A 13,008-nucleotide genomic window follows, 5' to 3' on the forward strand; every position below is an offset into this window, starting at 1 on the left:
GCAGGCAACGCGCTAACGATCAGGCGCCTAGCGTGGCGTCATGGAACCCCCGCTGCCTGCACCGTCCGCCATGGATGAAGCCGCCAGACTCCGTGAGATCGACCGCCTGGGCGTACTCGATACCGCCCCCGAGCCGGTCTTCGACGCCATCGCCGCTGCGGCGCGCGCCGCCACCGGCATGCCGATCGGGCTGATCTCCATCGTGGCCGAGCAACGCCAGTGGTTCAAGGCCAACATCGGCCTGGAGCAGACCTGCGAAACCGAACGTGGCATTTCCTTCTGCACCCACGCCATCGAGCAGGACGGGCTGTTCGAGATCCCCGATGCCTGCGACGACCCACGCTTCGCGGGCAACCCGCTGGTCACCGCTGCGCCCGGCATCCGCCACTACGCCGGCATCCCGCTGAGCACCGCCCAGGGCGCGCGCATCGGCACCCTGTGCCTGCTGGACACCGTGCCGGGGCAGCTGACGCCGGCGCAGCGCGAAGTGATGGTCCATCTGGGCCGGGTCACCACCCAGGTGCTGGAACAACGTGCCGCCGTGCTGCAACAGATGGCGCAGGCCAAGGCGCTGCACCGCGAACTGAAGCGCAGCGAGGACTTCCTGGAGCGCACCAACAGTGCCGCCCGGGTCGGCGGCTGGGAGCTGGACCTGGCCACCCGCGAGGTGCGCTGGACCCGCGAGACCAAGCAGATCCACGGCGTGCGCTCCACCTATCAACCCACGCTGCAGAGCGCCCTGTCGTTCTACCGTGAGGACAGCCGCGCCATCATCAGCACGGCGGTGCAGCGCTGCATCGACGAGGGCACGTCATGGGAGGTGCAGCTGCCGATGACCACGGCCGACGGGCGCGAAATCTGGACCCGGGTGGTGGGCAGCCGGCAGCAGGTGGAGGGACGACCGCGGCTGGTCGGCGCGATCCAGGACGTCACCGAAGAGCGCGCGGTGCTGGATGCGCTGGAGGCCAGCGAGGTGCGCTACCGGCGGCTGTTCCACTACAGCCTGGGCCTGATCTGCACCCACACACTGGACGGCACGCTGACCTCGGTCAATCCTGCCGCGGTGCAGTCGCTGGGCTACGAGGAAAGCCGCATGGTGGGGCGCAGCCTGTGCGACCTGATGCGCCCGGAGAAGCGCGAAGCATTCAAGGCCTACCTGGCGCGCATCCGCGAGAACCTGACCGACGCCGGCGTCATCGAGCTGATCGCCGCCGACGGTACGCGCCGTTACTGGGCGTACCACAACGTGCTGGACAGCGAGGCCGACCCGCCTTTCGTGCTGGGCCACGCGCAGGACGTCACCGCACTGCGCATCCAGGAGCAGCGCCTGCGCGAGATGTCCTTCCGCGACCCGCTCACCCAGTGCCATAACCGGCGCTACCTGCACCGGCTGGACGAACTGGGGGAACGCCACTGGGCCTGCCTGGTGTTCGACCTGGATGATTTCAAGCACATCAACGACACCCAGGGCCACCGCCGCGGCGATGGGGTGCTGGTGGAGTTCGCCGCCTTCCTGCGCGCGCCGCTGATGGATGAGGAGGCCGTGGTGCGGTTGGGTGGCGATGAGTTCATGGTGGTGCTGGTGGCGCCCGCGGCCGGTCGCCTGCCGCAGCTGGAGCGCTGGTACAGCGACCATGCCGGGCGCTCGCCGGCCGCGTTCTCGATGGGCAGCGCGGCCAGCAATGCGGGCGAATCGGTGGCCGATACCATCCATCGCGCCGATACCGGCCTCTACCAGGGACGCGCCCGTGGCCGGCGCAGCGCTGCGCAGCACCGGCCCTAGGGCAGCGCACGCTTCAGGTGGCTCTCATCGCGGGCAGAAGTTGCGTCTTCAACGCACGGGCACTGCCGGCCATGGCCAGCAGACCGTGGCGCGCGGCGACGGCCTGGATCACGTCCAGCCTCCGCACCAGCTGCGCCGCCCGGTTGCGATGAAGCTCGCGCAACAAGGCGAAGGTCCGGGTCGCTGGTCGCAGCGCGGCGCCACGATGCGCCGAGATCACCCGGGCGGCCATGTCGCGGGCGATCTTCAGTTCCTGCGCAATCGCATGATCTGTGGGTCCACAGTGATCGATGAACGCATCGCAGCTGTACCGGTACGCGTTGGCGGACTCGTCAACAAGGTAATGCTGCAGATAGCCGCAGGCCTGCAACTGCCGGGCGGCCTCCTCGTCCACGTCGGGATGCGCCTGGATGAAGTCCAGTGCGCTGTTGAAGCGCGAGATCCTGTGCCCCTTGCGTCTGGCGGCTGAACGCACCCAGCGCAGCCACTCGAAGGTCTGGTGTTGATGCACCAGCAGCTGGTCGGTGGTGGCCGCAATGCGAAGATCCACATCGTTCACTGGCCTCAACGCATGCGCGACCGGTGCAAGCCGCGTCGACCGTGCAAGCGCACCGGGCGAGCAGTAGTCCGGATTCCTGACCAGCGGATGGCCGGCCTGATGGTAGGCCTGGGCGACCAGCCTCGAGCAGAACTGCTTGCCGCTCCTGTCCCGCGCCCACAGCTTCATCACTCCCACCAACAAAGCGTGGGGTACCGAGTAGAGGCATCCGATTTCATTGCGGGCGTGATTGATGACCGCAGTCATGGCCACATCGTCCGGCCGTTCGCGAAGCCGATAGACCGCAATCTCGCCCTGGCCCACGATCTTTCTCTGCGGATTCAACGAGAACACCCCGCCCCCATCGGCATGGATCAGGGTGTTGCCCACGTAGAGCATGGCGTGGCTGTAGGGAGAATTGGTCAGGAAGCGGATGGATCGGCTGACCGCTTCGCCCGTCGTGGAAAGGACGATGTCACCCGGTTCCAGCACATCCAGATCCAGGATGTGGTCCTTGAGCCGTGGGCCACGCCGGAAAGAAGAGACTGAGTGCATCGGCCGTGCCGTCCTTGCAGTTGCAGCAGATTGTGTGGATATCGGCCGCGGCGGTGCGGAATTGAACGCTGGCCCTGCGCCTCGGCATGCACCCTCCATGCGAAGTGCCCCTGCCCTGCTGCAGCACGCGCGCTGGCGCATCGCTGCGCTCAGCCAGCAGCCGCACCCGGCGCCGCGAGAAAGCGCTCCAGGCGACCCAGCTCTTCGTCCAGCGCGTTGTGGAACGGCGTCTCGTGCGGTGCGTTGCCATCGATGTAGCCGAACGCCGGCTGCAGGACACCGTCCTTCAACGAAACATTTGCCCAGCCGATCACCTGGCCGCGCCACAGCAGCGGCAGCGCGTAGTAGCCGAAGCGCCGCTTGGCGGCCGGCGTGTAGGCTTCGAACCTGTACACCCAGCCCCACAGCAGCGCGAACCGCCGCCGGTCCCAGACCACCGGGTCGAACGGTGCCAGCAGGCGCAGCTGCTCGTCGTCACGGTAGCGCTGCGAACGCGGGTTCTCATCGGCCGGCCAGTACCAGGTCGTGCCCTCCACCGTGGCGCTGGCCAGGGACGCCCGCGCGTGCTGCAGCGCCTGCTGGATCTCCGCAGCAAGGTGCGGCGCGCCATAGCCCAGCAGCCGGGCCAGATAGGTCAGGCTGGCCGAGGGCAAGGGCGCGTACTTGCGCACCACCAGTTCGATCAATGCGCTGGCGCGCTGCAGGCGTGCCGCCCTGCTGCCGTCGGCTACGCCATGGGTGGCAGCCGTGTAGATGCGGGTGCCGCTGTCGCGGCGCTGGATGCGCAGCATGCCCCGGTAATGCATGCCGTCCAGCAGATGCGTGCTGGCGTTGCTGGTGCCGCCCCAGTAGTTGGTCACCCGGCCGTGGTTGAATGCCTGCTCGACCTCGCGCGGATGCACCGCGCCGCGCGCCTGCACGAACGCCAGCACGTCGGCCGCGCGGCGGCGGGTGGCCGCATCCCACGGCCGCGAGGACACCCGCGGATGCATCAAGGCCAGATGCTCACGCGGCAGGAAGCCGTAGTTGACCAGGCAGTCTTCCTCGATCGGCAGCCGCGCGTAGCGGCGTTCGAGATCGCCGGCCCGGTAGTCCTTCACTCGATGGCGCAGGGTCAGGTCCTGTGCACGCGCGGGCGCACGGATCGGATCGGCCTGCACGAAGCCAAGACGACGGATCGCGCCCAGCAGCGTGGTCGGTTTGAATAACGTGCGCGCCACGGCGTAGCGGCGCAGCTGCTCCAGGGTAGGCGTGGCGGGCATGTCGGCATTGTAGATCCACGCCATGCCCGCGTGGGGCCGTGGCGAAGCGTGCAACGGCACCCCGCATGGGCCGGACCTAGCGCAGCTCGAGCACTTCCAGCGAACCGATCACCAGGGCGCGCATGCCCTGTTTGAACTCGGTGATCACCTGGCCCTGTTCGTCGTCGGCAATCCCGTAGACCGTATCGGCACCGGCGATGCAGTAGAACGCGATCGTGGCCAGCAGCCAGCGCGCCTTGTCCAGCGGAAGACCGAACACCTCGGCGACATGGGCCTGGTGCGAGGCGATCTTCTCCAGCATCGGCGTGGTCGCCACCGATCGCCGCAGCAGGTACGGCGGCAGCCCGGGGTGCGCCTTCACCACCTCGCACAGCGATTCGACGAAACCCATCAGATAGCGTTCCAGCCCACCGGGCACGTCGGCCGAGGCACGCGGAATCTGCCAGCGCTGGAACACGGTATCGGCCACCAGCCGCTTCAGCGCCTCCAGGTTGGCCACGCGCTTGTAGAGCGCCGCCTGGGTCACCGCCAGTTCGGCGGCCACGTTGGCCATGGTCAGGTGCGGCAGGCCCAGCCGGATGCCGATGTCGGCCAGGCGCTCGGGGGTGATGGTGGGTGGGCGGCCGCGGGCCGGCAGCGGGGTCTCGGGTGGTGTGTTCATACCGTAACGAGGGTGCCAGCAAAAGGACCCTCTTGTCCGCTTCGTGTTATTTAGTTTATTGTAATCAACTAATTCGGGATGCATCGGGTTCGCCACCACGCTGCCATCCCGGATCGAGCCCGTTGCTCTCTCCCCGCCAGGTCCCCACCCAGCCGACAACCCTGCGCTGCGCCCTCCCCCGTGCTTGCCGTCGGCAGCGCGCCAGGCGCGTGCGCACCTGCGATTCACAGGAACCTGGCATGACCGTGTACCCCTCCTCTTCTCCGCAGCCTTGTCGTGCCGCCGCATCGTGCGGCCTGATGGCTCCGCCGGGCATGGCCCGGCGCTACCGGGTGTCTGCCCTGGCACTGGGGCTGCTGGCTTCGTTCGCCGCGCTCGCCGAATCGGCGCCGTCCACGCTGCCCTCGGTGCAGGTGCAGGAACAGCGCCGGGTGACCGGCGACTATGCCGGCGGCCAGGTGGCCTCCGGCAGCCGGGTCGGCCTGCTCGGCGACAAGGACTTCATGGACACGCCGTTCAGTACGGTCAGCTACACCGAAGCCTTCATCCGCGATCGCCAGGCCAAGGACCTCACCGACGTCATCGCCGCCACCGACCCCACGGTGTTCAGCAACGGCGTCACCGGCGCCTGGAGCGAGAACTACGCCATCCGCGGCTTTGCCTCCAGCACCAGCGATACCACGTTCAATGGGCTGAGCGGCATGGCGCCGTACTACCGCACCTCGCCGGAGATGTTCGAGCGCATCGAAGTGCTGAAGGGCCCGTCCGCGCTGCTCAACGGCATGCCGCCGGGCGGCTCGGTCGGTGGCAGCGTCAACCTGGTACCCAAGCGTGCCGGCGAGCAGCCGTTGCTGCGGGTCAGCGCCAACTTCGCCTCCGATGCGCAGTTCGGCACCCATGTGGATGTGGGCCGCCGTCTGGGCGCCGACAAGCAGTTTGGCATCCGCTTCAACGGCGCTTACCGTGATGGCGACGGCGCGGTGGGCAGGCAGAGCAAGAAGGTGCAGCTGGGCTCGCTGGCGCTGGATTGGCGCGGCGCGCGCGCCCGCCTGTCCGCCGATCTGTACAGCGCCGACGACCGCGTCGATGGCCCGGCCCGTGGTGTCGGCCTGGCACCGGGCGTGGCCATCCCGCGGCCGCCGCGTGGCGACACGCTGATCAACCCGGATTGGGCCTACGTGGACAGCCAGGACAAGGGCGCGATGCTGCGCGGCGAGCTGGACATCAACGATCACCTGATGGCCTACCTGGCCTATGGCACCAGCAGGACCGACTACCGCTACAACGGCTCGATCAGTGCGCAGATCCTCAACCCGGCCGGTGACTTCACCACGGTGATGGGCCAGCTGGCCTTCGACATCAAGAAGCAGTCCGGTGACGCCGGCCTGCGCGGCAGCTTCCGTACCGGCAGCGTCGGCCACCAGTGGGCCGCCAACATGACCCACTACCAGCACACCCAGAATGAGTACGGCCGCCGCAGCGTGCCGGGCTGGGACTGGACCACCAACCTGTACAACCCGGTGTGGGGCCCGGCCGCGCCGTTCGTGGCGCCGCATATCTCGCACACCGAGCTGCGGCTGGACAGCCTCGGCGTGGCCGACACGCTCTCCTTTGCCGATGACCGCGTGCAGCTGACGCTGGGCGTGCGCCGCCAGCAGGTGGTCAGCCAGACCTTCAACGTGGCCAGCGGTGCACGCACCTCGCGCTATGACGAGAGCGCCACCACCCCGGCAGCGGCCCTGCTGATGAGGGCCACCGACGCGATCTCGGTCTACACCAACTACATCGAAGGCCTCAGCCAGGGCGCCACCGCGCCGATGACCGCCGCCAATGCCGGTGATGTGTTCGCACCGTTCCGCACCAAGCAGAAGGAGCTGGGCCTGAAGCTGGACCTGGGCCGCTTCGCGCACACCTTCAGCGTGTACGAGATCAAGCGGCCGAGCAGCTACACCGACCCGGTCACGAATATCTTCTCGTTCGGTGGCGAACAGCGGAACCGCGGCGTGGAATGGGGCTTCTTCGGTTCACCCCTGGACGGCGTGCGCCTGCTCGGTGGCGTGGCCTACGTGCAGCCCAAGCTGACCCGCACCGCAGGTGGCGTGAATGAAGGCCGAATCGCTACCGCCGTTGCGCAGCGCCAGGCGAAGCTGGGCGTTGAATGGGATGTGCCCGCGCTGGAAGGATTGACCCTGACCGGCAATGCCACCGCGATGTCGAAGCAGTACATCAGTGCCGACAACAGTCTGTCGGTGCCTGGGCGTACGTTGTTTGATGTGGGTGCGCGCTACAGCACCACGGTGGCGGGCCGGCCGCTTGCCCTGAGAGCGAGCGTGAACAACGTGACCAACAAGGCGTACTGGGGCATGCCGCTGCTGTCCAGCCTGGCGTTGGGTGCGCCGAGGACGGTGTCGTTGTCGGCGACGATGGACTTCTGACGGTTCACGATGACTCCATGACAGTCTGGCCCGGCGAATGTCGGGCCAGCTGCTGGAACCCGGCGCTTCAACAGGCGCGAACGCCCAGCAACTCGTCCAGCATGAGAAAGCGACTGCGACGGCTGAGCAGACGGTCCAGGAAGATGCCGATCCCCGAGCCGCCCATGCCGTAGTCATTGCAGATCCGGTAGTGCGCCGGTCCAGCGAATGCGACACCGCCCTCACAGTCGAGTGCGTGCGGCAGGATCGCCTCGGCTTGGTAGTACGCCGCATTGCTGAAGCGCTCGTCCTGCAGCAAGCAGGCCAGGTCCAGCAGGTACTCGCCGAACCCGGCATTGCCGCTGTCCTGCCAGATCTTGTTGGTGATCCGCGGACGCACGGAATGTGCGCAGTCCAGCGCAACATCACGGAACCGCTCGGTGCCTGTGGCGACGTAATGGCGCAGGCATGCCATGCCGACGCCTGCCGAGCCAAAGCGGGTGTGCGGGCTCGCCGGCGCCCCGGCGGCGCCTTCAACATGCGTCGGCCAGACCAGTCTGCCTGCAATGCGAAGACCATGGGCGATATCGAAATCCAACGCCTCGGCCGCGGCCGCAAGGTAACGTCTGTCCCCGGTCGCCTTGCCGAGATAGGTCAGGAACAGTGCGATGCCGCTTTGCCCGTCTCCCAGCCCCAGGCCCGTGCGGTCGCCGGCTTTCCAGTAGCGGCCCTGTGGGGCGCGTTGCCCGGCCGCCAGCAGCGTGTCACCGATCCGCGCCGCCACGGCGAGATGGGTCGGATCGCCCAGACCCCGCCAGGCATGCAGGTTCAACAGTCCCACTCCGGCTGCACCAAAGTACAGCCCGGGCAGCAGGAGCGCAGATGCGTCCTCATTGACCTCATCCAGCAGGCGATGCGCCGCCTCGTGCCGGCCCGCGCACATCAGCAGCAATGCGACACCACCACGACCGGAATACAGCCCCGAGGGGCAGCGCTGCGGCGTGGCTGCATTCTCGATCCAGTCAAGCACCCCCGGGGCCAGCATGCCGTGGCGGCGCAGCAGGAAGAACGCAACACCGGTCGCTCCAAACTGCAGCGATACCGGATTGGTCATGAACATCTGCAGCCCGGCAGGCCACAGCCGGTCGGCGCGCGACAGGTCACAGGTGGATGAAAGGTAGCGCTCATAGCCTTCAAGCACAGCCGCAATCCGCGTTTCGGTCTGCGCGGCGGCCGGCGGTGCCGCGAGCAGCTCTGACCGTGTCGGGAACATCAACACGCCTGACTGCGGAGAGGATGCCGTACGCAGGTGCCGCAGTGCACGGCCAATGTCCCAGCGCCGGTCGGGATCCTGATGCGTCAGTCCTACCACGATATCGTGCAGATCCATCGGCAGACCCAGATCGCCCAGCACCTGCTTGAATTTGTGCTCCAGCAGCGCGTCACGGGACAGGTCCAGCCCGGACGCACAGAAGGTGATCATGTCGAAGATCAGCGCACCCAATGCATGGTGATCTTCCTGCACGGTCGGGCGCTGCGCCTGCAGCTGCTCCTGCGATGCGTAGCCGGGTGTCCAGCCCTTCGCCCAGTGAGAATCCCGGCCGATCTCGTGTGCGAACTCGAGATCGATGAACTTCACCTCGCCGGCAGCGGTGAACATGACGTTGCTGCGGGTCAGATCACGCAGCACCACGCCATGCTCGTGCACCACCTGCAACGCCTCGGCGATCTGGCTGATTCTGCGGCGGATACGCTCGAATCCGTCGCAGGCACGTTGCTCATCCTCGGCGAAGTAGAACGCCATCGCGCTGTCCCAAAGCGAGATCGCATCCAGTTGCTCCTGCACCAGGAACCAGTTGTTCCATTCCTTGAACAGTTCCACGAACACCGGCACCAGGCCGGTTGCCGACAGCTTCTGCAGAATCCTGGCCTCGCGCTTGATGCCATTGACCATGCCATTGGCCAGCTCGGTGCCATCCGCATCCGAGAAGCCGCGCACCTCCCGGATGACCACGCTCTGCCCGGTCGTGGTATCGCGCCCACGATAGATGCCACCGGTGCCGTTGAATTTCAGTACACCCTGGACCTGATAGCGACCATTGAGAACGATGGGGCCTGCCGGCGTCGGCGCTGCGTCAGCGGCAGCGACTGGATCGACGACCCCGGGGGGCAGCCGGAAGCTGGTACCACGTACATCCTCGTGCCAGGTACCGTCGGCCAGCAGGTAGCCCTGCTGCAGGCTGCCGTAGGGATCAGGCCGCGAAACACCCGCGTGAGCCCCGTACCGGTAGTAGACGACAGTGCTGTCACGGTATGCACGATCGGTCAGGACATGAGGCCCAGAAAGACCTTGCGTCACCTGGTATAGGCGCTCGAGAAGTTCCTGGAACTGTTGCGGTCCCCGCGGATAGATCGTGATGAACTTTCCAGCCTGGAAACGCGACCATCCCTTTCCCAGAGAGAGTCCAAGCATGAAGGGATCCGAACAGAACTTGAAGGAAACACCGGCTTCAACGACGACCGGCATCATCACGGCCAATGTCTGTTCGGCATTCTCCGGAATGCAGGAAAGATGGATCTTCCATCCATGCGGAAGGGCGACATCCTGTGGGGGTCGGCAGAAGGTCCAGAACCCGCGCGGTTGCACTCCCCATCCAGGCGGCAGGCAGCTGCGGACAACCGCCCCGTACTCGTCGCTGGGTGCGTAACGATCCGGGGACTCGAAATGCACACTGTCAACCAGCGTGTACAGGCGCGCGGTCACGTCACTCACTGCCAACCTCCTTGTCGAACGGCTACATACACTCCGTACGCGTGGTCCGCAGTCAATCTGCACCGCCCACCCAGGTGGACGGTGCAGAAACTCCTGCGCCGCGAAACCCTGCCTCCAACGCGACAGCCCGTGCCCCGTGGCAGTCAGGATCGGCCGGCTCCCAGTGGCTTACGCCTTGTCGGAGCCTTCATCGATGCCCAGTCCCGAGCTGTACCAGGACAGGCAGATCACACACTCAGGTTCAGCTTCCAGCGACTCGATTTCCAGCGACTGCAGGGCAAGTACGTTGTTCATTCTTCACTTCCTTATTTTGTTGGGAGATGAACACTGCTGAACACGGCGTCATAATCGATCCTTACTAACGCCGCTTGAAACTTATAAGCGCCCCTCCAATTGCTGTCAAACGCGGACGCAGCAATCAGATACGCTCATTCCTGCCAACGGTGGCCCGTCCAGCTGCTTCAATTGAGCATCCACGCGAACACCGCCAGCACCGCCAGATGCCCCACGTAGTACCCGTAGAACCCCCACCGCCAGCGCGGCAGTTGCCAGGTCACCCGCGCCGCCAGCAGCACTACCGGAATGGCCAGCAGTGCCCAGCCGTTGTGGTTGACCCAGCACACCGCTGCGAGCCCAACCAGCAACAGCCACCACGCCCGGTGCCGGATTGCGATCCAAGCCAGCAGAACGCTGCCCACACCGGCCCACTGGTAGTCAACGAACATCGGCAGCACGCCCGCGGCCAGCAACAGCTGCACGGACCGATTGTTCGCCAACGCGTGCACAGCCACCGCGGCCAGGGCGAAAGTCAGCAGGATGTTGAGCGGCAGCCAGAAACCAAAAGCGAATGCGTGCAGTGGCTGAGCAATCAGCCCCCATAGCGCGAGCCGGCGCATCGACTTGTGCAGGTCGGCGCCGGGTTCGGCCAGATTGCAGGCCATCACCAGTGCGAACAGCGGGAAAGCGATGCGACCCAGCTCGCTGATCACCGGCACGTAGCCATCGAACGCCACCTTGGCCACGTGGTCGCCGGTCATGGCCAGCAGTGCGATCCACTTCAACAGCTCCCGCGCGCCGCTGCCAAGGGTGAGGTTGAACGTGTACATCCCGGTCGTGGTCGCTTGCATCGCGGAAGCTTATGCGCATCGGCCAGCCCATTTCCAGCGCTGGGAATGCGTGTGCGGCTGCAGGTCCCTGGCCGCAGCGCTATGCTGGCCGCCCCCGCTTGTGAGACACGCCCCATGCGCACCCTGTATCCCGCCATCGAGCCCTACCGCGAGTTCACCCTGCCGGTGAGCGATCTGCACACCCTGCACATCGAGGAATGCGGCACGCCCGACGGGATTCCGGTGGTGTATCTGCATGGCGGGCCGGGTGCGGGTATTTCCCCCACCCATCGCCGCTTCTTCGACCCGGCGCGCTACCACATCGTCTTGATCGACCAGCGTGGCAGTGGGCGCTCCACGCCGTTCGGCGAGCTGCGCGACAACACCACGCAGGACCTGGTAGCCGACATCGAGAAGGTGCGCGAACACCTCGGCATCGAGCGTTGGCTGGTCTATGGCGGTTCGTGGGGCTCGACCCTGTCGCTGGCCTACGCGCAGGCACATCCCGAGCGTGCCACCGGCCTGATCGTACGTGGCGTGTTCCTTGGCCGCGAGATGGAGAACCGATGGTTCGCGGAAACCAACGGCGGTGCACGCTGGATCTTCCCGGAGCGTTGGGATCGCTATGAGGCCTACATTCCAGAAGCCGAGCGTGGCGACATGATCGCGGCCTACTGGACGCGCATGGACAGCACCGATGAGGCCACCCGCATCGAAGCCGCGCAGGCCTGGCTGGGCTGGGAGGACAATGCGGCGACCCTGAAGCACGACGTGGATGCCGTTTCCACGGATGATCCGCTGGACACGCTGGCCAAGGCCCGCATCGAAGCGCACTACTTCCGCAACGGTATCTTCCTGGAACCGGACCAGCTGTTGCGCGACATCGACCGCATCCGCCACCTGCCCGGCGTGATCGTGCAAGGGCGCTACGACATCATCTGCCCGCCGCGCAGCGCCTGGGACCTGGCCAAGGCGTGGCCGGAAGCCAGGCTGGAGATGGTGACCTCGGGGCACAGCGCGAACGAGCCGGCGACGGTGGATGCGCTGGTGCGCGCCACGGACGCGTTTGCTGACGGGCATTCCAGCGATCGAAGGTAGAGTCGACTGTCAGTCGGCTGCTCTCGGCGGGAAACCGAGAACCCCGCGCTGCGCGCGATAGTCGACTAACCGTCGGCTCTCCCCAGCCGCCTCCGCGCAGCCGCCTCTGCGCCGTCGATCACGGCAGCCCGGTGAATGGCGGCCCACCGCCACCGGCCAGGCAGGCGCATTCTTCGCAGCTCGCTTACAGGTAGGCGCCGATGATCCGGCCGTGGCCACGGACACCCCTGGCCTACCTCCCTGCTTCTGGAGCCTGCCATGACCGGTGTTCGCTATCTCCCCGTCGCTCTCGCACTTTGCGCGGGCCTGCTTCTCGGTGCGTGTTCCAGGACCCAGGAAGCCAGCAAGGCCACCGCGACCGAGGACGTAACCGAAGTGAAGTTGATTCCAGCCTATGAGTCGCTGGACAAGGACAAGGACGGCATCGTCACCCTCGCCGAAGTCGATGCGGTTGCGCCGGACTGGGCAGAACGAATGCACGCCTGCGACACCGACCACGACAAGACGCTTACACGCGGCGAATATGACGTCTGCAAGCAGACCACGCCGGCCGCCCATTGATCCGCACCTTGGCACATCGCCGGGCCTGGCTATACCAAGGTATAGCCGAGCTAACCCACGAGCCTCTAGGACTACCCCATTCAGGGGCGGACAATAGCGCCACTGGCCAGGGCAACCCTGGCTGGCTCCCTCCCTTCATGGAGACGCAGATGGACCCCGACCCTGCCGGGCGCCCCGCGCCCCGTATGCCCGCCTGTTGCCTGTTCCTGGCGCCTGCCCGCCGGTCCCTGCCTGCCTGAGTGACGGGGGATCGCCAG

10 protein-coding genes are annotated in these 13,008 nt (G+C 66.4%); 4 read left to right on the forward strand and 6 right to left on the reverse strand.

What is annotated here, in order from left to right; all coding sequences use genetic code 11:
* The first annotated feature begins 70 nt into the window (after positions 1 to 70).
* Complete coding sequence (locus tag Q5Z10_RS11850; protein WP_303635631.1) at positions 71 to 1,783, forward strand: sensor domain-containing diguanylate cyclase; 1,713 nt, start codon at positions 71 to 73, stop codon at positions 1,781 to 1,783.
* Between the two features lie 13 nt (positions 1,784 to 1,796).
* Here Q5Z10_RS11850 and Q5Z10_RS11855 read toward each other — a convergent pair whose 3' ends face one another.
* From Q5Z10_RS11855 to Q5Z10_RS11865, 3 genes are all read right to left on the reverse strand, one after another.
* Positions 1,797 to 2,876, reverse strand: a complete 1,080-nt coding sequence (locus Q5Z10_RS11855) for a YiiX/YebB-like N1pC/P60 family cysteine hydrolase (protein ID WP_303635632.1) — start codon at positions 2,874 to 2,876, stop codon at positions 1,797 to 1,799.
* Between the two features lie 149 nt (positions 2,877 to 3,025).
* Positions 3,026 to 4,162 carry a DNA glycosylase AlkZ-like family protein gene (locus tag Q5Z10_RS11860; protein WP_303635633.1) on the reverse strand — a complete coding sequence of 379 codons (1,137 nt, stop codon included), beginning with the start codon at positions 4,160 to 4,162 and terminating at the stop codon, positions 3,026 to 3,028.
* A 52-nt stretch (positions 4,163 to 4,214) separates the two neighbouring features.
* On the reverse strand, positions 4,215 to 4,799 hold the full coding sequence (locus tag Q5Z10_RS11865) for a TetR/AcrR family transcriptional regulator (protein ID WP_303635634.1): 585 nt from the start codon (positions 4,797 to 4,799) through the stop codon (positions 4,215 to 4,217).
* A gap of 239 nt (positions 4,800 to 5,038) precedes the next feature.
* On the opposite strand from Q5Z10_RS11865, the gene Q5Z10_RS11870 reads away from it, so the two are divergent.
* Positions 5,039 to 7,234: a TonB-dependent receptor gene (locus Q5Z10_RS11870; protein ID WP_303635635.1), complete on the forward strand. Its 2,196-nt coding sequence runs from the start codon at positions 5,039 to 5,041 to the stop codon at positions 7,232 to 7,234.
* A gap of 67 nt (positions 7,235 to 7,301) precedes the next feature.
* Here Q5Z10_RS11870 and Q5Z10_RS11875 read toward each other — a convergent pair whose 3' ends face one another.
* The 3 genes from Q5Z10_RS11875 to Q5Z10_RS11885 form a co-directional block, all read right to left on the reverse strand.
* On the reverse strand, positions 7,302 to 9,986 hold the full coding sequence (locus Q5Z10_RS11875; protein WP_303635636.1) for a class III lanthionine synthetase LanKC N-terminal domain-containing protein: 2,685 nt from the start codon (positions 9,984 to 9,986) through the stop codon (positions 7,302 to 7,304).
* Positions 9,987 to 10,154: 168 nt separating this feature from the next.
* Positions 10,155 to 10,280 carry a hypothetical protein gene (locus tag Q5Z10_RS11880; protein ID WP_303635637.1) on the reverse strand — a complete coding sequence of 42 codons (126 nt, stop codon included), beginning with the start codon at positions 10,278 to 10,280 and terminating at the stop codon, positions 10,155 to 10,157.
* A 167-nt stretch (positions 10,281 to 10,447) separates the two neighbouring features.
* Positions 10,448 to 11,113: a TraX family protein gene (locus tag Q5Z10_RS11885; RefSeq protein WP_303635638.1), complete on the reverse strand. Its 666-nt coding sequence runs from the start codon at positions 11,111 to 11,113 to the stop codon at positions 10,448 to 10,450.
* A gap of 114 nt (positions 11,114 to 11,227) precedes the next feature.
* Between Q5Z10_RS11885 and pip the strand changes: the two genes are divergently transcribed.
* Positions 11,228 to 12,190: a prolyl aminopeptidase gene (gene pip / locus Q5Z10_RS11890; protein ID WP_303635639.1), complete on the forward strand. Its 963-nt coding sequence runs from the start codon at positions 11,228 to 11,230 to the stop codon at positions 12,188 to 12,190.
* Between the two features lie 258 nt (positions 12,191 to 12,448).
* Positions 12,449 to 12,751 (forward strand): EF-hand domain-containing protein, encoded by a 303-nt coding sequence (locus Q5Z10_RS11895; protein WP_303635640.1) that lies wholly within the window; start codon positions 12,449 to 12,451, stop codon positions 12,749 to 12,751.
* Positions 12,752 to 13,008: the final 257 nt, after the last annotated feature.

Source organism: Stenotrophomonas sp. 704A1, from assembly GCF_030549525.1.
Classification (GTDB): domain Bacteria; phylum Pseudomonadota; class Gammaproteobacteria; order Xanthomonadales; family Xanthomonadaceae; genus Stenotrophomonas; species Stenotrophomonas tuberculopleuritidis.